The organism is Clostridium sp. X, assembly GCF_055755365.1.
This window is the reverse complement of sequence record NZ_CM146912.1, coordinates 392,339-415,546: the sequence shown is the minus strand read 5'-3', so window position 1 is coordinate 415,546 and position 23,208 is coordinate 392,339. Positions and strand designations below refer to the sequence as shown.

Genomic DNA, 23,208 nt, shown 5'->3' with positions numbered 1-23,208 from the left:
TTTAGAGTAATTCAATTAGATAAGTTGCATAAAAGGTTGTATATATCCTTACCGGAATTAGGGTTTATGTACTTATAATAGTTTTGTTTTATTTTGTTTAAAGTAGTAGGATAATTTATCAAGTCAACTAAAGTATCACTACAATTTTTTATATCTTCTAAATGTATTGCTAAGGAGTTTTTTGTGAGGAAATCTACATTTTTTTCCTCTTGTCCTGGTATTGGAGAAAATAAGACAAGTGGAATGGAGGAAATCATAGCTTCTGTTATTGTAATTCCACCAGGTTTTGTTAGTAGAAGGTCACATGCTTGCATATATTTATTTATTTCTTTAGTATATTGTAATATTCGAGTTTCCTTTGAAAAAGAAGGAGCTAATTTAATTAAATTAGAGTATAGTTTTTGATTTTTACCTGTAATAATTATTATTTGTATATCGTTAAGAATTTTATTTAGTTCTATATATATATCAGTAATTTTACCTAATCCTAGGCTTCCTCCCATAATTAAAACTGTAAATTTATTGGGGAATAAGCTTAAAGTTTCAAGAGTCGAAGCTCGATCGTACTTATGAAGAAAGTCAGGGTTTACAGGAATACCCAAGTTATATACTATATTGCTATTTATACCTCTCTTTACTATATCATCAACAATACAGTTGGTAGGAGTTATATAAGCATCAATGCCTTTATGAATCCAAAAAGAATGACAAGCATAATCGGTAATTATTGATACTACAGGTATATTAAGCCCACAAATCAATTTTAAAGTAGATAAGATTTTAGTAGGTATAGGATGTGTGGCTAGTATTACATCAGGTTCGAAGTCATATATTAATTTTTTTAATTTTAAAGCAAATAATTTATCTATTATAGAGTCTTTTTTTAGAAATGATACCTTGGAAGTACTATTATCAATTATCTCATAAATTTTCTTGTAGATTTTAGGATTTATTTTAATACTTTTTAAATAACTACCTATAATTAATTTATCTAACAGTGGACTTATATATTTTAAAGCATCTACTATAAGTACTTCAGAAGTTCTGTTATTAAGCAATATATGATTTTTAATTGCTAAAGAGGTTTTTTTATGCCCATCTCCTGCAGATATGGAAAAAATTAATGTCCTCAATCAAAACACATTCTTTCATCTTAAATTTGAATCTAAAGTTTCTATTATTATTAAAGTTAGTATATCCAAAATGAATAACAAAAATTATTAAAACAAATACTAATGGTAAAGAATTATTGGATTGATAAATGGGAGGAAAAAGTCAATGAAAATGGCAAAGAAAAGATTTATTTATACTGCAATAGTGACTCTAATTATAGTTTTCTCCACTACTTATGCAATACTTACCACGTTAGAGAGTAGGGATTATAGAAATTATTTACAAGGTGAATACTCAAAAAATATGTACCAATTAATTGATTCAGTTAGAAATATAAAAACTGAACTTGCTAAATCTGCGGTTGTGGGATCTAGAGAACAGGGGATAGTAATATTTGAGAACATATTTAGACATTCAAGTGTGGCGAATGATAAAATACACTCTCTACCAATACCTCAAAAAGACATAGAGGGAACCAGTAGATTTCTATCAAAAGTCGGAGATTATGCTTATACGCTAGTTAAAAACTCTACACAAGGAAAAGATTTATCAGAACAAGAATATAAGAATATTGAAGAGTTAAAAAACCAATCTGATTTTTTACTTATACAACTAACTGAAGTTCAACAAGATATAAATGAGGGTAATGTTAAATGGGGAGAAATTAGAAAAAAAGCTAGTAAGGCCTTGGATGAGAATTCTGAGAAATTAGTTACTGGACTATTTAATACAATTGAGAAACAGGTTGTTCAATATCCAGCACTTATCTATGATGGGCCTTTTTCAGATAATGTGTTAGATGTAAAGCCAAGGATATTATCAGAAAAAACTATTTCAGAAGAGGCTGCAAAAACTAAGATTAAGAATTTGCTTGGAGCAGATAAAATAAAAAATATAACAAAAAAAGAAGAGGTAAAAACTAGAGTGCCAGGATATGACTTTAATATTACTCTTAATGGAAGAGAAGAAGGGGAAGAGATAGTTTGCAGCATAAGTAAAAACGGAGGAAAAATTATTTATTTACTAGATAATAAAAATGTAAGTAACAATGAGAGGTTTGATACAAAAAAAGCTTCGCAAATTGGAGTTGAATATTTAGATAAGTTAGGTTATAAGAATATGAAAGCTACTTATAGTGTTAAATATGATAATGTAGTAACTGTTAGTTATGTATATCAACAAGATGATATATCTATATATACAGATCAAGTAAAATTAAAGATAGCATTAGATGATGGAACAATTGTAGGAATTGAGGCAGAGAAGTATTTAGTAGCACATAGAGAACAAAGAGAGATATCTAAGCCTACAATTGCTGAAACTGAAGCTAGATCTAAAGTTGGAAAGAATTTGAAAATAAGTTCTACTAGTTTAGTTATAGTACCTACAGAAACAGATAATGAGGCTCTTTGTTATGAGTTTGTTGGTAGATATAATGATGATGATTTTGTTGTTTATATAAATGCGGAAACTGGATATGAACAAAAGATACTTCAAATAATAAATACACCAAATGGGCAATTAACTATATAAAAGATTTACGATATAACATTTTTATTTAAAGGAAATAATCAAGTCTTTCTTGATTATTTCCTTTATTATTAAACTCAGTTTCTATAAAAAAATGTGGTTCCCATACTTAAAGGATTAGTATATAATTTTAAGTGCGTTGATATTTGCATTAAAATATATAGAATACTCATATATTGGAAATATAAAATAAAAATAATTATTGTAAAAGTTATCTTAAAGGAGTGGGGATAAGTAAATATGAAGAAGAAAGTAGCTATTTTATTTGGTGGTCAATCAACTGAACATGAAGTATCAAGAGTTTCGGCATCTTCGGTATTAAGAAATATTGATTTAAGTAAATTTGATGCATACCCAATAGGGATCACAAAGGATGGAAAGTGGTTTGAATATACAGGGAGTATAGATAAAATAGAAAATGGTGAATGGGAAAAAGATGAGTTTTATAAATCACCAAATGGTCAAGAGATTTTATTTAATAGGGAAGTGGATGTAGTTTTTCCAGTTCTTCATGGACTATATGGAGAAGATGGAACAATTCAAGGATTATGTAAGCTTCTGGGAGCTCCATGTGTGGGTCCTGGAGTTATGTCTTCGGCTGTATGTATGGATAAGGTTTATACAAAGTACTTATTAGAAAACTTTGGAATTAAACAAGCGGATTATGTAGTTGTAAATGCCCATGGTTATTCAAAAGAAAAAGAAAAGTTTATAAAAGATATTGAAGAAAAATTAGGATATGCTGTATTTATTAAACCGGCAAATAGTGGTTCTTCAGTTGGAATAAGTAAAGCTCACAATAGAGAAGAATTAGAAAAAGGACTTGAAATTGCATTAGAATTTGATAGAAAGGTTCTAGTTGAAAGAGCTATAAATGCAAGGGAGATTGAGGTCGCTGTACTTGGAAATGATGAGCCTACTGCTGCAACACCAGGAGAGATAATTCCAGCTAATGAATTCTATGATTATGAAGCAAAGTATTCAAATGTTGAATCGAAGCTTTTAATACCTGCCAATTTAAATGAAATAGAGTTAGAAGATATAAAACAAAAAGCTATTGAGATTTATAAAATTCTAGATTGTTCAGGATTATCAAGGGTAGACTTTTTAGTTGATAAAGATACTAAAGAAGTTTATCTAAATGAAATAAATACTATACCAGGATTTACAAAAATAAGTATGTATCCGAAAATGTGGCAAGCGGATAATAAGGCATACAATCAATTAATTACAGATCTTATAGAACTTGCTATAGAGAGAAATAATAGATAAAAGCATAAGTTAGGGAGATAAAAAAATATATGAATAAAAAAGCAGTTATATCTGTGGCGAGTAAGCAGTCGGGTCAAGGGGATGAAGCTATTGAGGTAGTTACTAAAGGAAAGTTTTTTAATAAGGGTAATTCATATTATGCGATTTATGATGAAACAGAATTATCTGGAATGTTAGGAACTACTACAACTATTAAAGTTAATGAAGATAAACTTACCTTAATAAGACTTGGTACTACTAATGCTAGAGTGGAGTTTAAAAATAATTATAAAAGTATATCTATGTACGATACACCTTATGGAACTTTAGAATTAGGAGTAGATACTAGAAAATTAGATATTGATATTAATGATAATGGTGGAAGAGCCTTTGTAGAATACAATATGAGTCTAGCAGGACAAAAGCCTTTAAAAACTATATTAGAAATTAATATAAAAGCTGAATAAGAATTAGATACAAAGAAGAATAAAACTTAGTGTTTGTTCTTCTTTTATTTTTTATTATGAGAGTTTAAATATAGGAAAAGTGGATAATAATTCTATAAGAGGTGATATTATGTATGTATCAGACAAATATGATAAGGTAATTCAGATTATTTGTGCAATGAAAGGGATACAAGAAAGAGAATTGTACAAGATTTTGGAAGATAAAGAATGTAAGTATCTTTTATTTTTACTTCTAAATAAATATAAATGCGACGATATGAATAAAATCAATAGAGATTTTTATATAAAGGATAAAAGAGTTGTAAACTACAATATAAGAAGGGGACAAGAAAAATTCCTTATAAATACTGGCTTTAGAGAGGTATGTTTTGAGGTTGAGGATAAGATAAAAGAATAAAATAAAAAGAATTATTAAAATACGACAAAAAAAGACTAGCTTAATAAAAATAAATGTGATATTATAGTGAATATGTTTTTGGAAACACTCACCCTATTTTGTAGGGTAATTTCTATTATAATTAATAAAATATAGATTGTCAATATATTTCTACAAAAATTATGGGGGGATTTTTTTGAGTACTAAATATGTATTTGTAACAGGAGGAGTTGTATCTTCTTTAGGAAAAGGAATAACGGCTGCATCACTTGGAAGATTATTAAAAAATAGAGGACTAAAGGTTTCAATACAAAAGTTTGATCCATATTTAAACATAGATCCGGGTACGATGAGCCCTTATCAACATGGAGAGGTTTTTGTTACAGATGATGGAGCGGAAACAGATTTAGATTTAGGACATTATGAAAGATTTATAGATGAAAATTTAAGTCAGAACAATAATGTAACAACAGGTAGAGTATACTGGTCGGTTTTAACAAAAGAAAGAAGAGGAGATTATCTAGGAGGAACAGTTCAAGTAATTCCTCATATAACAAACGAACTTAAGGAAAGAGTTTATAAAGTATCTAAAGAGAAAAATGTTGATGTAGTTATAACTGAAATTGGTGGAACCGTTGGGGATATTGAATCTCAGCCTTTTTTAGAAGCCATAAGACAAATAAAATATGAAGTGGGACGTGAAAATGTATGTTTTATTCATGTAACATTGATACCTTACTTAGGAAAGGCTGGAGAAATTAAAACTAAGCCTACTCAACACTCTGTTAAAGAATTAAGAAGTATAGGAATTCAACCAGATATATTAGTATGTCGTACGGAAAAAGCTCTTTCTAATGAAGTTAAAGAGAAGATAGGATTATTTTGTAATGTAGATGCTAATGCAGTTATTCAAAACTTGGATGCAGAAAATCTTTATGAAGTTCCTATGATGCTTCACAATGAAGGCTTAGACACACTAGTTTGTAAAAAATTAGACTTAAATTGCAATGAAATAGATAATTCTGAATGGCTAGAAATGGTCTATAGAATCAAGAACTTAAAGGAAAATGTAACGATAGGTCTTGTGGGTAAATATGTAGAACTTCATGATGCATACCTTTCAGTTGTAGAATCTTTAAGTCATGGTGGGTTTTCTAACAATTCAAAGATAGAAATTAAATGGATTAATGCAGAAGAGGTTACTTCTGAGAATATAGAAGATTATCTGAAGAATGTAGATGGAATATTAGTCCCAGGTGGATTTGGAGATAGAGGAGTAGAAGGAAAAGTCGAAGCTATAAAATATGCAAGAATGAAAAAAGTTCCATTTCTTGGAATATGCCTTGGAATGCAATGTTCGGTTATAGAGTTTGCTAGAAGTGTATTATCTTATACTGATGCACATACTTCAGAAATAGATGAAAATACTACTCATCCTGTAATTGATTTAATGCCTGATCAAAGAGATATAGATGAAAAAGGCGGAACTATGAGACTGGGAATATATCCATGTAAGCTTAGCGAAGGCTCAAATGCATTTAAAGCCTATGGAGAACCTGTTATATATGAAAGACATAGACATAGATATGAGTTTAATAATCAATATAGAAAAGAACTTATAGATGCAGGATTAAAAGTAACAGGAGTAAGTCCTGATGATAGATTGGTGGAAATAGTAGAAGTGGAAGATCACCCTTGGTTTGTAGCAACTCAATTCCATCCAGAACTTAAATCAAGACCAAATAGACCACATCCTTTGTTTAGAGAATTTATAAGAGCTTGTCTAGAAAATAAGAATTAGTCTGATGAAATAAAAACTAATATAAATAACTATAAAACTAATGCAAAATTTTGTATTAGTTTTTTTAAGTTGTTGTAAAATATATATTCTCTCACATGAAATAAATGCTTTAAAAATAATAATTTGGTAGAAGGAATTATTATTTGAATATAGAATTTATTTATTAAAGAATTTTTATTAAGGATAGAAGGGTGGTATATTGCGATGTTAATAAATGGTATGGTGAGCTTGGCTTTTAAAAATTCACTTGAGCAGTATGATGTAGAAAGAATATCTTTATTTAACATTGTAAATATAAATGAATATTTTCCTAACATTAATTGTACAAAGACAGGTAGTAAAGAGGTTGGAATAAAGGTGAAGTGTCCTGTATGTAATGATTATCATTATTATAGTTATAGTATTAATGATTTCATAAAGAGAACTATGGTGATTGGTGGATGTGAAAAGACTGGATTGCCAATATTCTTTATAGGAAAAATAGATAAAGTAGAAGAACAGGTAAACAAATACAGAGAAACAAAAAAAGAGATATATGCCATGATTTAATTACATGAATATTTTAAGTAGCCTTAGGATAACATTATTAAAGAAAGAGGCTATTTTGTTTCGAACTTTAAATTAGCTAGATAAAAACTATAAAATAGGTTATAATCTAAAAAGAATTACATTTCTAACATTTCTGTGAAAACATTCCCCGCGAATACACATTAATAGTTAATTAAATATGGAGGTGCTATTTTGGCCAATAAAGATTTACAAGATATGACCGTAGCTGAGCTGAAAGAAATGGCTAAAGAATTAGGGATAAAGGGTAGTTCTAGATTAAAAAAATCAGAGCTTATTGATGAGATAAATAAGAATTCCCCAGTATCTATAAACAAAGATGGAGTTATATTAAGAGAAAAGATATCTCCTAAAAGCTCACAAGTTTTAGAAGAAAGTGAAGTAGTACATAATAAAGAGCAAGTGCAAGTTGTAGAAGTAGAACAGAAAGAGAATGTAGAACTAGAAGTTAGTGAAGACGGGGATAATATAGATAAAGAAAAAAACTTAAAAGAAATGATAAATGATTCTGATATTGCAAAAGGAGTATTAGAAATCATTGAAAATAACAATTACGGATTTTTAAGAGGAGAGAACTATTTAACAGGACCAAAAGATATATATGTATCACCATCACAAATAAGAAGATTTAACTTAAAGACAGGTGATGAAGTTCAAGGTAGAGTAAGGACAGCAAAAGAAGGAGAAAAGTTTCAAGCTTTATTATATGTAGAGAAGGTTAATGGAGAAAATCCAGAAAAAGCTGCAAGAAGACAAAGGTTTGAAAAATTAACACCTATTTATCCTAATGATAGAATAGCTTTAGAAACAGGTCAATTAGACTTATCTTCAAGATTGATGGATATAATATCTCCGATAGGTAAAGGTCAAAGAGGAATAATTGTAGCTCCTCCGAAGGCAGGTAAAACGACCCTTCTTAAAAAGTTAGCACATAGTATATCTACTAATCATCCAGAATCAAAGTTAATAGTACTTTTAATAGATGAAAGACCAGAAGAAGTAACGGATATGCAAAGGTCTATAAAAGGAGAAGTTATTTATTCAACTTTTGATGAAGAACCAGATCATCACACAAAGGTTGCTTATATGGTACTTGAAAGAGCAAAGAGAATGGTTGAGCAAGGACAAGACGTTATCGTTCTTTTGGATAGTTTAACTAGACTTGCAAGAGCATATAATTTAACTATTAATCCAACAGGAAGAACTCTCTCAGGAGGACTTGATCCAGGAGCTTTGATAATGCCTAAAAAGTTTTTCGGAGCTGCTAGAAATATTGAAGAAGGCGGAAGTTTAACAATACTTGCCACAGCACTTGTTGATACTGGTAGTAGAATGGATGATATGATATTTGAAGAATTTAAAGGCACGGGTAATATGGAAGTTCACTTGGATAGAAAACTTGAGGAAAGAAGAATATTCCCAGCTATAGATATATTTAAATCTGGTACTAGAAGAGAAGATTTATTGTTAACACCAGAAGAGTTAGAGGCATCCTTTACTATAAGAAAAGTTATGTACAAAGAAAATAATGTTGGCAATGTAACTGAAAAGCTTATAGGGTTGCTTACTAGAACTAAAAATAATACAGAGTTCTTAGGAATGTTTAATAAAGAAAAATGGGAAAGATAAGATCTTTCCCATTTTTATTGACTATTTGTCTTTTAAATTGTATTTCTTCATGAATTTTTCAATTCTTCCACCTGTATCTAATATCTTTTGTTGTCCAGTGTAGAATGGGTGACAGTTAGAACATACGTCAATCTTAAGTTCTGATTTGATAGAACCTGTAGAAAAAGTATTTCCACATGCACATTTAACTACTGCATCATTGTGATATTCTGGGTGTAAACCTTGTTTCATCTATTTTCACCTCGCTTAACTAAATTATTCTTAATAGAATAATTCAAACCGAATTGTCAACTCTTAAGATTATATCATAGGGTAATTAAAATATCAACGGGTAATTGGATTAATAAATAAATCCTAATGGTGAAAGATTATACTTGAAATTTAAACTCATGAACAGTTAAAATAAACTAATAAAGCTGTGGATAAAAAATATGTAGAGTGATAGTCTTTGTGACTTAAGTTCTATTTTAAATATAAGTAATATTAGGAAATTGAAAAATGCTATTAGATTAAGTAATTAACTTAAGAAAGAGGTGGTAATATGTCTAAAAAAGTTACAGTTGGTGGTCAAGCTGTTATTGAGGGAGTAATGATGAGAGGGAGTAAGGGGACTGCTACTGCTGTTAGAAAAAATAATGGAGAGATAGAAATAGATTTTAAAAGTGGTATACCTCTCACGAAAAAGTATAGGGTATTTTCTCTTCCTATAATAAGAGGGTTTATTACACTTATAGATTCGTTAATCGTAGGTATTAAAACACTAAATTATTCTGCAACTTTTTTTGTAGAAGATGAAGAAGATGATGATAGTGAGCCTTCGAAGATAGATAAATGGGTAGAAAGTGTTTTTAAAGATAAAGCAGATGACGCTATAATGATACTTTCACTAGTATTTTCTATGATAATTTCATTAGTATTATTTTTTCTTATTCCTACCTTCTCAGCTAATGGATTTAAAAGGCTTGGTGTAGACAATATAATAGTTTTAAATATATTTGAAGGAATAATAAGAGTGTGTATATTTATAATATATATATACATTATAAGTAAGATGGATGATATTAAAAGAGTTTTTCAATATCACGGAGCTGAGCACAAAACCATATTCTGTTATGAGAAAGGGATAGAATTAACACCAGAGAATGCTAAAAATCAAGGAAGACTTCATCCGAGATGTGGTACTAACTTTATGTTTTTAGTTATGATTGTTAGTATTATTTTATTTTCTTTTACAGGATGGAATTCTATATATCAAAGAATGTTATATAGAATAATTTTATTACCTATAGTTTCGGGAGTTACTTATGAACTAATTAAATGGCTTGGAAATAATGAAAATAGTTTCTCAAGATTAGTAGCTTATCCGGGATTAATGCTTCAAAAGATTACTACACAGGAGCCAGATTTAAAACAATTAGAAGTTGCCATATGCTCTTTAAAAGTTGCAGAGGGAATAGAAACAGTAGAAAGCTATAAAAAGAAGCGTGAGTTAGAAAAAGAAGAAGGCACTATTGAAGCAGAGATTGGAGACTAGTAATTATTATTTGGGGGTATTACTTTGAATATAGGTGAATTACTGACTAAAGCATATGATATCTTAAAGTCCTCGGATATAGATACATATATACTTGATGCTCAACTTTTACTTCAGAAAGTTTTAAAAAAAGAAAAGTTGTTCATAATTTTAAATAGAGACTTTAGAGTAACTAAAGAGGAACAAGAGGAATTTTTTAAATTAATAAGTTTAAGAAAAGATAAAATGCCTGTGAAGTATATATTAGGAGAATGCGAATTTATGGGATTGCCTTTTGATATAAGAGAAGGAGTACTTATACCAAGGGGAGATACTGAGGTGTTGGTTGAAAATGTAATAGATGAAATTAAAAAAAATAATTATAATAAAATATGTGATGTATGTTGCGGAAGTGGAGCTATAGGTCTATCTATAGCTAAATTTGTAGAAAATATACAAACCTATTGCTATGATATTTCAGATATTGCTTATGAAGTAACTAACGATAATGTAGAAAAGTTTCAACTTGAAGCTAGAGCTCAGGTATTTAAGAGTGATTTACTAAGTAGAGCCATTAATGAGGGAAAAGTTTTTGATGTAGTAGTTTCAAATCCTCCATATATAAAGAGGGATGTAATCCCTACGTTAATGGATGACGTTAAAAATTATGAGCCATACATTGCCCTATGTGGAGGGGAAGATGGTTTAGATTTCTATAGGGAAATAACGGAGCAAAGCCTTCAGGTTTTAAATGGAGGAGGATTATTAGCTTTTGAGATAGGGCATGATCAAAGAGTAGCAGTAGAAAATATACTAAATGAAAATCAGTTTAGAGATATTAGGTCAATTAAAGATTTAGCAGGACTTGATAGAGTAGTTTTAGGATATAAATGCTAAGAAAAGTATTTAATAATTACGAAGATTAGAGATTTAATAAAAAGAGTTAATAACTCAAATATATAGATTGTATATTACTAGTTAAAACTGTTAATTGTCAATGGAGATAGAATTGTGTTATAATAATTAAATGTGAAAATAGAGATTGCGGAGTGATGAGATAATGTTAGATAAGCTACAGTTTGTTGAAAATAAATATGAGGAACTTTCTATAAAAATAAGTGATCCATCAGTAATGGCTAACCAAAATGAATGGAGAAAGCTTTGTAAAGAACATTCTGAAATTGAAATAATGGTTAATAAATATAGAGAATATAAGAAGCTATTAGAAGATTTAGAAGCTAATAAAGAAATGCTCTGGAGTGAGAGCGATAGAGAGATGAAAGAGATGATTCAAGATGAAATAAGAGGTCTTGAAGAGTCAAAGGAAAGTACAGAGAAGGAATTAAGAATATTAATGCTTCCAAAAGATCCTAATGATGACAAAAACGTATTTATAGAAATAAGAGCAGGTGCAGGCGGAGATGAAGCGGCGCTGTTTGCTGCAAACTTATTTAGAATGTATACAAGATATGCTGAACGTCATGGTTGGAAGGTTGAATTTATGAGTGCTAGTGAAACAGATATAGGCGGTTTCAAGGAAGTAGTATTCATGATTAGAGGGGCTTCTGCCTATAGCAGAATGAAGTTTGAAAGTGGAGTACACAGAGTTCAAAGAGTTCCGGATACAGAGTCTAGTGGAAGAATTCATACATCTACAGCAACTGTAGCCGTATTACCAGAAGTTGATGATGTTGAAATTGATATAGATCCAAATGATTTAAGAGTAGATGTATTTAGGTCTTCAGGTAACGGTGGACAATGCGTTAATACTACGGACTCTGCTGTAAGATTAACACATTTACCAACTGGAATGGTTGTTTCTTGTCAGGATGAAAAATCACAGCTTAAAAATAGGGAGAAGGCTCTAAAGGTGTTAAAAGCTAGACTTTATGAAAAAGCTGAAGCTGAAAGGTCAGCATCTATTTCAGCAGATAGAAGAAGTCAAGTTGGTACAGGAGATAGAAGTGAGAGAATAAGAACTTATAATTATCCTCAAGGTAGAGTTTCAGAACATAGAATAGGAATTACTTTGTATAAATTAGACTCCTTCTTAGATGGAGAGATGGAAGAGATTATAGATGGTCTAATAACAGCAGAGCAAACTGAAAAGATGAAACTTATGGGAAATAATTAATAATTATAGAGGTGAAATAATGAATATAAATAAAGCCATTAAGAAGCAGAAAAAAATCTTTAAAAGATTCATGCTATCTATGGGCTTTATTTTTTTATTCCTTCCAATAATTTTATACTTTACAAAAATATTTTCCGTTTTTCTATTTGTTTATCTTGGAATAATAGAAATGTTGATACTTATAGTTATGATTATAAGTACGGATAGAGAAACTTTAAAGTTCCAATACGTTAATCAGTTTAAAATACAAAATGGAATTTTTGGAGAACGGTTTATTTTAGTATCTGATAGAGTTGAATTTATTCATATTCTTAATGAAGGAAATGATTTGAAGATAGTAATAATATTGAGTTCAAGACTTAGAAATAAGAGAATAAAGAAGATAGACTCTGAGCTTTTAACAAAACACTCATGGGCTAATGATTACTATAATAAAATCAAAAGTGAGAATGTTAATAAAGAGTACTTTTATATAGAAATAGATAAGGGTGGATATAATAAGTATGAATTATTAGATTTCTTATATAAGTATTGTACAAAAGCACATTTCACTGAAGAAGCTATAAGAGCGATAAAAGAATATAGGAATTAAAGAGTAAAGCTTTATTAAAAGTAGTTCAAGGTAGAAAAGTTTAGTAGATATTAGTTGTAAATTTTCATATAATATTAGGTCTTGTAATTACCATTATATTATAATAAAATACAAATTAAGCAGATATCTTAAATTTATAATTTTGTGATGACAGATTACTCCTCGAGTTAAAAGGAAGAGGAATATTAGTGCAATAATAAATAATTGTAAAGAAGTGAAGCTATGAATACTAAAGTGAAATATCTTGATAAAAATAAACTAGATAAAGAAATTATAAAGGCTGCAGGTAAATGTATAAAAGAAGGTGGACTCGTAGTTTTTCCTACAGAAACTGTATATGGACTAGGAGCTAATGCTTTAGATGAGGAAGCTGTGAAGGGTATATTTATTGCGAAAGGAAGACCACAGGATAATCCACTTATCGTACATGTAGCTGATTTTAATATTAGTAATTTAGTTTTAGAGGTTCCTGATATTGCTAAAGAGATAATGAAACGCTTTTGGCCTGGTCCTATTACTTTAATAATGAAAAAATCATCAATTGTGCCAGGTGTAACAAGTGCAGGACTTGATAGTATAGGAATTAGAATGCCTGCTAATACTGTAGCTAGAGAACTAATAAAAGAGGCAGGAGTACCTATTGCAGCACCATCAGCTAATTTATCTGGAAAACCAAGTCCTACCGAAATACAAGGCTGTATCGATGATTTAAATGGAAAAGTTGATTTTATAATTGGAGGAGAAAAGTGTGATGTAGGACTCGAGTCTACTATCATAGACTGTACAATAAAACCTCCGTGTGTACTAAGACCAGGTGGAATTACCCTTGAGATGTTGAAAGAGATAGATGATGAAATATATATAGATCAAGCTATAATGAAAAAGATGGAAAAGGATTTTAAGCCTAAAGCGCCAGGAATGAAATATAGACATTATGCACCTAAGGCTCCTATGAAAATTATAGTAGGGGATTTAGAAAAAACTATTGCAAAAATTAATGAAATAGTGCAAAATTATATAGATGTTGGCGAAAAAGTGGGAGTTATGGCGACTGATGAAACTAAAGATAAATATGATAAAGCTATAGTTAAATCCTTAGGAAGCAGGAAGAATATAAGTATAATAGGAAAAAATTTATTTAAAACTTTAAGGGATTTTGATGAGGAAGATGTTGATATCATAATTTCAGAAGCTTTTGAAGAAAAAGATTTAGGAATTGCTGTAATGAATAGGCTAAAAAAAGCTGCAGGATTTAACATACTACATATTAAAGATTAGAGAAAGTGAGGGAGCGGTGTGAAAATTTTATTTGTATGTACTGGAAACACATGTAGAAGTTGTATGGCTGAGACTGTATTTAATGAATTATCAGATATAGATGGAGTTAAAGCATATTCTGCGGGTATTTCTGTTACTCCAAATAGTAAAACTTCAAAAAATACTGCTACTCTTGTAAAATGTAATCTTAATGTAGATATTAGCGAAAGACGAGCTATTCAACTTACTAGTGATTTAATTACAGAGCATAACCTTATTTTAACTATGACATCTTATATGAGGGATGTATTACAAGAGAACTTTCCACAATATAAAAATAAAATATATACTTTAAACCAGTTCGTAGGTCTTAAAGGAGATGTAGTTGACCCATATGGAAGTGACATAAGGGTTTATGAAACTACTTTTAATATGCTAAAAACTAGCATAGAACTTTTGTTAAATAAAATAAAAGGAGATAGTGGTAATTAATACTAATATCTTCTTTTTTTGTAAAAATGTTAGTGATAGGAGGAGTTTATATGAGAGTAGCAGTAGGATGCGACCATGGTGGATTAAGACTGAAAAATACTGTAATTGACCATTTAAAGGAAAAAGGTATTGATACAAAGGATTTTGGTACTCATACAGAAGCATCTTGCGATTATCCAGATTTCGCAGTTCAAGTTGCAGAAGAAGTAGTTGCGAAAAACTTTGACTTTGGTATAGTTATTTGCGGAACAGGAATAGGTATAAGTATAGCAGCAAATAAGGTTCCAGGGGCAAGAGCAGCTTTGTGTCACGATACATTTAGTGCTCACTCAACTCGAGAACATAATAACGCAAATATTTTAGCTTTAGGTGAGAGAGTAATAGGAACAGGTCTTGCTCTTGATATAGTAGATGCTTTTTTATGTGGAACTTTTGAAGGTGGAAGACATGAAGGAAGAATCAATAAAATAAGTGAAATAGAGAAAAAATATTTTAAATAAAATAAATGGTAGGAGGAATTTAAAATGAGTAAAGTAACACAAATCGCACATCCGTTAATATTACATAAGTTGTCTTTTATAAGAAATAAAGAAACAGGGTCAAAAGATTTTAGAGAGCTTGTAGAAGAAGTGGCGATGCTTATGGCGTACGAGGTTACTCGTGATCTACCATTACAAGAAGTTGAGATAGAAACACCTATATGTAAAGCAAAATGTAAAGTACTTGCAGGAAAAAAAGTTGCTATAGTGCCTATATTAAGAGCTGGACTTGGTATGGTAGATGGTATGTTAAAACTTATACCAGCGGCAAAGGTTGGACACATTGGACTTTATAGAGATGAAGAGACATTAAAACCTGTAGAATATTTCTGTAAATTACCTCAAGATATACAAGAAAGAGAAATTATAGTTACAGACCCAATGTTAGCTACAGGTGGTTCAGCAATAGATGCAATACATGCTCTTAAGAAAAGAGGAGCTCAAAATATAAGATTAATGTGTCTTATAGCTTCACCAGAAGGTATTAAGGCTGTTATAGAGGAACATGAAGATGTAGATGTATATGTTGCTGATATAGATGAAAAGTTAAATGAAAAGGGATATATAGTACCTGGTCTAGGTGATGCAGGGGACAGATTATACGGAACTAAATGAATAATAAAATAATTAATTAAAGGGTTAGCCTATAGAAAAATTCTATGGGCTAACCCTTTAATTTCGTTTTTTATTGACTTATTCCCCTAAACTTCACAGTCAATGCTTTAAATTATCTTATTTATAGTATAGAATATTAGTAGTGTATAATTTTAAAATTAATACTATAGAATCTAAGAGGGATAAACTTATGGAAAGAATAGATAAACACAATTATTATTTAGATATATGTGAAACTATATTAGAAAGAGGTACTTGTCTAAGAAGAAACTTTGGGGCAATAATAGTTAAACATGATGAGATTATGTCTTCAGGATATTCAGGAGCTCCAAGGGGGAGAAAGAATTGTTCGGATTTAGGCTATTGTAGAAGAGAAGAGTTAAAAGTAGAACGGGGAACTAGGTATGAGCTTTGTAGGTCCGTTCATGCTGAACAAAATGCAATTATATCTTCAAGAAGACAAGATATGCTAGATGGAACATTGTATCTTGTAGGAAAAGAAATGAGTACAGATGAATTAGTAAAAAATGCAGCACCTTGTTCTCTTTGTAAGAGATTTATAATAAATTCAGGAATAACAAAAATAATCATAAGAGACACAAAAAAGGAATTTAGAATTATAGATGTACAACAATGGATAGATAATGATGATTCTCTACATGGAGATGGTTCATATTAACAATAGAAAGGTTAGAATTAAGATATGGAAAATGTGAGAATTTTAGTAATAATTTCGGTTTTAATATCATTTATATCCACACCTATAATTAAAAGATTTGCTTTTTATATCAAAGCATTAGATATACCAAAGGACACAAGAAAAATACATAAAAAGCCTATTCCGCTTCTTGGAGGAGTAGCAATATATCTATCCTTTATTATAACAACAATCTTGAAGGAAGGTGCACTTACTAGGTCACAAACAGGAATAGTTATAGGAGCTACTATAATTGTAATTGGTGGTTTAATTGATGATTTGAAAGATTTGAGACCTCTGATAAAGCTTTTATTTCAGATAGCTGCAGCAAGTGTTTTAGTTATATTCGGAGTAGAAATAGTAAGAATAACAAATCCTGTACCGATGGGAGGAGCTTATTTAAATTTAGGAATTTTACTAGTACCACTTACAATATTTTGGGTAGTGGGGATTACAAATGCATTAAATCTTATAGATGGAGTAGATGGCCTTGCAGCAGGAGTTGCGGGGATTTGTTCGGTAACTATATTTATAATAGCTTTATTAAATGGGAGACATGAGGCAGCACTACTTACAGCTATCTTAAGTGGTTCTATTTTTGGTTTTTTACCCTATAACTTTAATCCAGCATCTATCTTCATGGGGGATACCGGAGCGCAGTTATTAGGATTTTTGCTAGCGGCAATATCACTAGAGGGAACTATAAAATCAGCTACTACCTTTGCTATTGCTGTTCCTATTCTTGCATTTGGACTGCCAATATATGACACTTTATTTGCTATGATAAGAAGAAAAGTAAATGGAAAGCCTATAATGCAAGCTGATAGAGGACATTTACATCATAGATTATTAGATATGGGACTAAATCAAAAACAAGTTGTTCTTATAATGTATTTAATTAGTGCAGTATTAGGTGGAATTTCTATAATAGCTATGCAAGTAAGTACAAATAGATCATATTTCTTATTAACTACAGTTATATTAACAATTGGAGTAGTAGCGTGGAAAAGCGGATTTTTTAAGCATAAAGAAGATTCTTAGCAAACACTTTAGAGATAAGAGTGGTAAGAAGGACATTTATCATATATAGTAATCAATTAAGGGTGATATTATGAAAAGGATAAAAATTTTAAGTGTATTTGGAACAAGACCAGAAGCCATAAAGATGGCGCCCCTTGTAAAGGAACTAGAAAAAATATTAGATATAGAGTCTAAGGTGTGTGTAACAGCGCAACATAGGGAAATGTTAGATCAAGTTTTAGAAATTTTTGATATAATCCCAGATTATGATTTGAATATAATGAAAGAAAAACAAACCCTAAGCCTTATAACAACTAATGTACTAACTAGTTTAGAGGAAATATTTAAAATAGAAAAACCAGATATGGTATTAGTACATGGTGACACAACAACAACTTTTGCTGCATCTCTTTCAGCATTTTATAGTAAAGTTAAAATTGGTCATGTAGAAGCTGGTCTTAGAAGTTATGATAAGTATTCACCTTTTCCAGAAGAGATGAATAGAAGATTAACGGCAAATTTAGCAGATTTACATTTTGCACCTACAAATAAAAATAGAGACAATTTATTAAAAGAAGGAGTAAATGAAGAGAGTATATTAATAACAGGAAATACTGTTATTGATGCTATGAAGTATACTATTAGAGATAATTATTTGTTTAATAATAAGAACTTAAATAATATAGATTTTAATAAAAAAGTTATAATGGTTACAGCGCATAGGAGAGAGAATTGGGATCAGGGAATAGATAATATTTGTAGGGCATTGTTAGAACTTAAGAAAACAAATAAGGATATACAGATTGTATATCTTGTACATTTAAATCCCGTAGTTAAAAATATTGTTTACAGTTATCTAGAAGGAATAGATGGAATACATTTAGTAGCTCCTCTAGATATTAAAGATACTCATAATTTAATGAAAAAAAGCTATTTAATTTTAACGGATTCCGGAGGGATTCAGGAAGAAGCACCGCATCTAGGCAAGCCTGTATTAGTTTTAAGAGATATTACAGAGAGAATAGAAGCTATAGAAGCTGGTACTGTAAAACTTGTAGGAACCAATAACGATATAATAGTAAAAGAAGCAAGTATTTTATTAAATAATAAGGAAGAATATCAGAAGATGAGTAAAGCTAGTAATCCTTATGGTGATGGAAAGGCTTCAATTAGAATTGTTAATAATATTCTAAAGTTCTTTAAAACTGAATAGAAGTTAAATAAATAAACACAAATAACAAATTGTTATTTGTGTTTATTTATTTAAGCACACTTTTGTAACAAGATTTATATATTAATAGTATATTTGAAGTATATATCATATTCTTCTTGTCCATAATTTAAAAAGGAAGGCGGGGGAGATATGAATAATACTAAAAAAAATATAATTCTTTTTTGTATGATTATAGCTACTTTTTTAAACTACAGAACATCTTATGCATATAAAAATATAGATTTATTTGAAGGAATTCTTCAAGAAACTAAGGGTCAAGTAGTAGAATATGGAGTAAAAACCCATTTTAAATCTAATATAGATGGACAAGATTTAGTAGACAGCTTAATGAATAAAATAGAAAGTAATAAAGATATTAAAGCAGAATTATACAGTGACAAACATAATTATTATATAGATTTTAAAAGTATAAGTGTTAAAGGTAATATAGCAATAATTACTAAAGAAAATAGTAGTTTAGTAACTATAGAAATTATACAGAAAGGTCATGAAAATAATTTAGAAAGTTTAGAACAATATGTAGAAAGTATTGTTGGCTACTTATCAGATGATAATAAGATATACTATAAGTACTTAAAAGCACAGATATTCTATGAAAATTTAGTGGGAGTTAATAATAAAGTAACAGGGCTATTAGAAAGTATAGGTGCTTCAAATATAAATTCTATAGAGATAAATAATGGATTTAGCACTACTGCATATACTCGTAGATATAGTCCAAAGAGGAATAATGGGGAATTGATGGATTTAAATTTTGCACTTTGCAATTACTCATCAGGAAATTATATTATTATAGGAACTCCTGAAATAATTGCGAGTTATTAGCTAAGGATCAATAGAATGGAGAGGATAGCATGAAAAAGATATTAGTAAAAGGTGGAAAAAAATTAAGCGGAGAAGTTAATATTAGTGCAGCAAAAAATGCAGTTCTCCCTATAATTGCCGCTAGCATATTGAGTGGTGGAAAATGTACAATAGATAATGCTCCAATGCTTAAAGATGTTCTTGTAATTAGTGAAGTTTTAGAGACTATGAATGCTAGTGTAAATATAAATAAGAATGAAGAAAATATAACAATAGACACATCAAATTTAAGAGATGCAGAACCAGACAATGAATTAGTTAGAAAAATGAGAGCATCATTTTTGATTATGGGCCCTATGTTAGCGAGATTTAATAAATTTAAATTATCATATCCAGGAGGATGTAATATAGGAAGTAGACCTATTGATTTGCATTTAAAAGGACTTACAGCCTTAGGTGCGAAGCTTAGCTTTGGACATGGCTATGTAGAAGCTTATGCAAATAAATTAATTGGAAATAAAATCTATTTAGATTTCCCATCAGTAGGAGCTACTGAGAATATAATGATGGCAGCTGTCTTGGCAGAAGGAGAAACTATAATAGAGAATGCTGCTGGAGAACCAGAAATTCAAGATTTAGCTAATTTTTTAAATGCTATGGGTGCTCAAATTATAGGAGCAGGTACCAATACAATAATTATCAATGGTGTTAAGAATTTAAAAGGAATTAGATATACACCTATACCTGATAGGATTGAAGCTGGAACATTTATGACTGCAGCGGCTATAACACAAAGTAAAATAAAAATTAATAATATTAATGAGGAACATTTAAAACCAGTAATTGCTAAGCTACGAGAAGTAGGGGTAAGGATGGAGAAAATCGACAATAGTATAATTGTAGATGGAAATTATAATCTAAACCCTGTAGATATTAAGACTATGCCGTATCCAGGTTTTCCTACAGATATGCAGGCTCAAATGATGAGTTTATTATGTGTGGCTGAAGGAACTAGTATTATAACAGAAACTATATTTGAAAATAGATTTATGCACGCAAATGAATTAAAAAGAATGGGTGCAAACATAAAAATAGATGGAAGATCTGCAGTTATAGAAGGGATAAATCATTTAACTGGCTGTGATGTTAAAGCAACAGATTTAAGAGCGGGTGCAGCTTTAATAATAGCTGCTTTAGTAGCTGATGGTTGTACAAAAATAGGAGATATTTATCATATAGACAGAGGATATGTAAATATTGAAGAAAAGTTTGTGGGTTTAGGAGCAGATATTAACAGAGTAGAAGAATAAATGTTAATAACTGATAAATAAAAATGAAGTTGTGGTGACGCAGCTTCATTTTATTTATTTAGTCTGTAATATTTAAAATTATTATAAGATTTGTTTAAACAATAATTAAATATTAGTAATTAAATATTAGTAATTAAAGAAGTTATATTTTATTAGAAGTACTAATAGAAATATAATAAGAACTCTGTTTACTAAATTTATATATATAAAGGAGAAAAGTTATATGAAGAAAATTATAATAGGTGCAATAGCCTTTATGCTATTTGTTATTCTTCTTTCTATATTAATTACAGGAATAGAAAGTGGTAAAAAAATTAGTTTTGAAGATGATTCAAAAACAAAATCTGACGTTAAAAAGCTTAGTGATATATATAGTGATGAAGAATTAAGTATTGATGTATATATTTCTAAAGATAAAAAGATTGATAGTATGGACATTGAGGAATATGTTCTAGGAGTTGTTGCGGCAGAAATGCCTGCAGAATTTGAATTAGAAGCATTGAAAGCTCAAGCTGTAGCAGCAAGAACATATGGACTAGCTCATATGGAGGAATTCGGTGCTAAGAAAAGTCCAAAGGCTTTCGGAGGAGATGTAAATGATACTGTTGAGTTTCAAGCATTTATGTATAAGGAAGATAGATTAGAGCTTTGGCCTAAAAAAAATAGAGATAAATATTGGGACAAGCTACTTGAAGCTGTTGAAGAAACGAGAGGGGAAGTACTTGCGTATAATAATGAATTAGTGATGGCTCCATATTATTTTTCAACTAGTAGTGGGAAAACTGAAGATGCAGAAGAGGTTTTTAGTAAAGGACAACCATATTTAAAAAGTGTAGAGAGTAAGGGGGAAGAGAGGTCTCCAAAGTATATTACTGAGTTTAATTATAGTCATGAGCAATTGGCTAATGCATTAAATAAATCTAATACAAAGTTTAAGTTACAAGCTGAAAATTTAAATAAAGAAATAGTTATGTTAAATAGAAGTAAAGGTGGAAGTGTAACAAAAATTAGAGTTGGAAATGAGGAAATAACAGGTTCAAAGTTTAGAAGTATATTAGATTTAAGTTCATCCAATTTTGATATTCAATACAATAAAAAAGAGGTTATTATAACATGTAAGGGATATGGTCATGGAGTAGGAATGAGTCAATGGGGAGCAGATGCTATGGCAAAGAAAGGTAATAATTACAAGGAGATTTTAAAGCATTATTATAAAGGTATAGAGATAAGTAGACTAATTAAAAGTTAATACTAATAATAAATACTATACACATATGGTTAAAGAAGAGTAATGAGAAGGCACCCAAGCAAGGGTGTTTTTGCATTTATATGGAATTATGTGTCTAAAATTAATGGAAAATAAGGAAATGTTTTATATGTATTTATGTATTATTTACCTCATAAAGGACAAACTAGAAAAAGGAGGTGTTTTTATGGAAAACAAAAATAATAACAAAAAAACTTCAAACTTCTTAAGAAGGGAGGGCTTTTATGTAGTCTTATTTTTATGTTTATGTATTATCGCTACAGTTGCAGCAATGGCTACTAGAACTAGTAAAAAAGTAGAAGAGAGAGCACAGACTTCTCAGAATGCAAAGGTTAATTTAGATGAACCAAAGAGTGTTACAATTTCACAAAAAGATAAGGAAATTAACAATGCAATACAAGTTCAAGATAATACTAAAAATAAAAATACAGGAATAGAAATTCCAACAAAACAAGAAATTGCTGTATCAAAGACTACAGAACCAACATTTATAAAGCCAGTTGAGGGAACTATAGCAATGAAATACTCTCAAACACCTGTATGGTGGGAAACTTCACAAACATATAGACCTAATTTTGGTATAAATGTTAAAGCTAAAGCTGGCAGTGTGGTAAAAGCTACTGCTAATGGAGAAGTTAAACTAGTAGAACAAAATGGTTCATTTGGTAATTCTGTAACTATTTATCATCCAGAGAGTGGAAAGACAACTTTCTATGGAAACTTAGACAAAGATATTAAAGTTAAAAAAGGTGATAAAGTTACTCAAGGACAACAAATTGGAAAAGTGGGAAATAGCTCATTGAGAGGTATTTCAAAAGAGGAAGGACAGGACTTTCTTCACTTCCAAGTACTTAAAAATTCAAAAGATGAACCACAGTTTGCAAGTGAAAATCCAGAAAAATATGTGAAGTACTAACAGTTATTAATAGCCATTTTCCGATATTATCGGAAAATGGCCAAATAACAAGTATATAGTAATTTAAAATAACATAATTGCATA

The 23,208-nt window shown here is 29.9% G+C and carries 24 protein-coding genes; 22 read left to right on the top strand and 2 right to left on the bottom strand.

Going from position 1 to position 23,208, the window contains the following annotated elements:
- Positions 1–11: 11 nt before the first annotated feature.
- Complete coding sequence (locus ACX0KU_RS02045) at positions 12–1,133, bottom strand: MGDG synthase family glycosyltransferase (RefSeq protein WP_472991263.1); 1,122 nt, start codon at positions 1,131–1,133, stop codon at positions 12–14.
- Between the two features lie 145 nt (positions 1,134–1,278).
- Here ACX0KU_RS02045 and ypeB point away from each other — a divergent pair, with 145 nt between their 5' ends.
- The 7 genes from ypeB (at position 1,279) to rho (ending at position 8,734) form a co-directional block, all read left to right on the top strand.
- On the top strand, positions 1,279–2,646 hold the full coding sequence (ypeB, locus tag ACX0KU_RS02040; RefSeq protein WP_472991262.1) for a germination protein YpeB: 1,368 nt from the start codon (positions 1,279–1,281) through the stop codon (positions 2,644–2,646).
- A gap of 237 nt (positions 2,647–2,883) precedes the next feature.
- Positions 2,884–3,915 carry a D-alanine--D-alanine ligase family protein gene (locus tag ACX0KU_RS02035; protein ID WP_472991261.1) on the top strand — a complete coding sequence of 344 codons (1,032 nt, stop codon included), beginning with the start codon at positions 2,884–2,886 and terminating at the stop codon, positions 3,913–3,915.
- Positions 3,916–3,944: 29 nt separating this feature from the next.
- Positions 3,945–4,361, top strand: a complete 417-nt coding sequence (locus ACX0KU_RS02030) for a YwiB family protein (RefSeq protein WP_472991260.1) — start codon at positions 3,945–3,947, stop codon at positions 4,359–4,361.
- Positions 4,362–4,470: 109 nt separating this feature from the next.
- Positions 4,471–4,758 (top strand): ribose-5-phosphate isomerase, encoded by a 288-nt coding sequence (locus ACX0KU_RS02025; protein ID WP_472991259.1) that lies wholly within the window; start codon positions 4,471–4,473, stop codon positions 4,756–4,758.
- Between the two features lie 175 nt (positions 4,759–4,933).
- Positions 4,934–6,538 carry a CTP synthase gene (locus ACX0KU_RS02020; protein ID WP_472991258.1) on the top strand — a complete coding sequence of 535 codons (1,605 nt, stop codon included), beginning with the start codon at positions 4,934–4,936 and terminating at the stop codon, positions 6,536–6,538.
- Between the two features lie 204 nt (positions 6,539–6,742).
- Complete coding sequence (locus ACX0KU_RS02015) at positions 6,743–7,087, top strand: hypothetical protein (RefSeq protein WP_472991257.1); 345 nt, start codon at positions 6,743–6,745, stop codon at positions 7,085–7,087.
- 216 nt (positions 7,088–7,303) lie between these two features.
- Positions 7,304–8,734 carry a transcription termination factor Rho gene (rho, locus tag ACX0KU_RS02010; RefSeq protein ID WP_472992387.1) on the top strand — a complete coding sequence of 477 codons (1,431 nt, stop codon included), beginning with the start codon at positions 7,304–7,306 and terminating at the stop codon, positions 8,732–8,734.
- A 21-nt stretch (positions 8,735–8,755) separates the two neighbouring features.
- Here rho and rpmE read toward each other — a convergent pair whose 3' ends face one another.
- Positions 8,756–8,965: a 50S ribosomal protein L31 gene (gene rpmE, locus ACX0KU_RS02005; protein ID WP_472991256.1), complete on the bottom strand. Its 210-nt coding sequence runs from the start codon at positions 8,963–8,965 to the stop codon at positions 8,756–8,758.
- A 310-nt stretch (positions 8,966–9,275) separates the two neighbouring features.
- Between rpmE and ACX0KU_RS02000 the strand changes: the two genes are divergently transcribed.
- From ACX0KU_RS02000 to ACX0KU_RS01930, 15 genes are all read left to right on the top strand, one after another.
- Positions 9,276–10,268, top strand: a complete 993-nt coding sequence (locus tag ACX0KU_RS02000; RefSeq protein WP_472991255.1) for a DUF1385 domain-containing protein — start codon at positions 9,276–9,278, stop codon at positions 10,266–10,268.
- 24 nt (positions 10,269–10,292) lie between these two features.
- Positions 10,293–11,144, top strand: a complete 852-nt coding sequence (gene prmC, locus ACX0KU_RS01995) for a peptide chain release factor N(5)-glutamine methyltransferase (protein ID WP_472991254.1) — start codon at positions 10,293–10,295, stop codon at positions 11,142–11,144.
- A gap of 160 nt (positions 11,145–11,304) precedes the next feature.
- Complete coding sequence (gene prfA / locus ACX0KU_RS01990) at positions 11,305–12,381, top strand: peptide chain release factor 1 (RefSeq protein WP_472992386.1); 1,077 nt, start codon at positions 11,305–11,307, stop codon at positions 12,379–12,381.
- Positions 12,382–12,400: 19 nt separating this feature from the next.
- Complete coding sequence (locus tag ACX0KU_RS01985; protein WP_472991253.1) at positions 12,401–12,973, top strand: hypothetical protein; 573 nt, start codon at positions 12,401–12,403, stop codon at positions 12,971–12,973.
- A gap of 222 nt (positions 12,974–13,195) precedes the next feature.
- A complete protein-coding gene (locus ACX0KU_RS01980) occupies positions 13,196–14,251 on the top strand; it encodes an L-threonylcarbamoyladenylate synthase (RefSeq protein WP_472991252.1) in 1,056 nt (351 codons plus the stop codon).
- Between the two features lie 18 nt (positions 14,252–14,269).
- Positions 14,270–14,722, top strand: coding sequence for a low molecular weight protein arginine phosphatase (locus ACX0KU_RS01975; RefSeq protein ID WP_472991251.1), 453 nt, complete (start codon positions 14,270–14,272; stop codon positions 14,720–14,722).
- A gap of 50 nt (positions 14,723–14,772) precedes the next feature.
- Positions 14,773–15,222 (top strand): ribose 5-phosphate isomerase B, encoded by a 450-nt coding sequence (gene rpiB, locus ACX0KU_RS01970; protein WP_472991250.1) that lies wholly within the window; start codon positions 14,773–14,775, stop codon positions 15,220–15,222.
- Between the two features lie 24 nt (positions 15,223–15,246).
- The gene (upp, locus tag ACX0KU_RS01965) at positions 15,247–15,876 is read left to right on the top strand and encodes a uracil phosphoribosyltransferase (RefSeq protein ID WP_472991249.1); all 630 of its coding nucleotides are present in this window, start codon (positions 15,247–15,249) and stop codon (positions 15,874–15,876) included.
- A gap of 190 nt (positions 15,877–16,066) precedes the next feature.
- Positions 16,067–16,555, top strand: a complete 489-nt coding sequence (locus tag ACX0KU_RS01960) for a deoxycytidylate deaminase (RefSeq protein ID WP_472991248.1) — start codon at positions 16,067–16,069, stop codon at positions 16,553–16,555.
- Positions 16,556–16,579: 24 nt separating this feature from the next.
- The gene (locus tag ACX0KU_RS01955; RefSeq protein WP_472991247.1) at positions 16,580–17,614 is read left to right on the top strand and encodes an MraY family glycosyltransferase; all 1,035 of its coding nucleotides are present in this window, start codon (positions 16,580–16,582) and stop codon (positions 17,612–17,614) included.
- A gap of 70 nt (positions 17,615–17,684) precedes the next feature.
- Positions 17,685–18,806: a non-hydrolyzing UDP-N-acetylglucosamine 2-epimerase gene (gene wecB, locus ACX0KU_RS01950; protein WP_472991246.1), complete on the top strand. Its 1,122-nt coding sequence runs from the start codon at positions 17,685–17,687 to the stop codon at positions 18,804–18,806.
- A gap of 150 nt (positions 18,807–18,956) precedes the next feature.
- A complete protein-coding gene (locus ACX0KU_RS01945) occupies positions 18,957–19,652 on the top strand; it encodes a YwmB family TATA-box binding protein (RefSeq protein ID WP_472991245.1) in 696 nt (231 codons plus the stop codon).
- 29 nt (positions 19,653–19,681) lie between these two features.
- Positions 19,682–20,941, top strand: coding sequence for a UDP-N-acetylglucosamine 1-carboxyvinyltransferase (gene murA / locus ACX0KU_RS01940; protein WP_472991244.1), 1,260 nt, complete (start codon positions 19,682–19,684; stop codon positions 20,939–20,941).
- 223 nt (positions 20,942–21,164) lie between these two features.
- Positions 21,165–22,190 (top strand): stage II sporulation protein D, encoded by a 1,026-nt coding sequence (gene spoIID / locus ACX0KU_RS01935; RefSeq protein WP_472991243.1) that lies wholly within the window; start codon positions 21,165–21,167, stop codon positions 22,188–22,190.
- 184 nt (positions 22,191–22,374) lie between these two features.
- The gene (locus ACX0KU_RS01930; RefSeq protein ID WP_472991242.1) at positions 22,375–23,124 is read left to right on the top strand and encodes a peptidoglycan DD-metalloendopeptidase family protein; all 750 of its coding nucleotides are present in this window, start codon (positions 22,375–22,377) and stop codon (positions 23,122–23,124) included.
- The last annotated feature ends 84 nt before the right edge of the window (positions 23,125–23,208 follow it).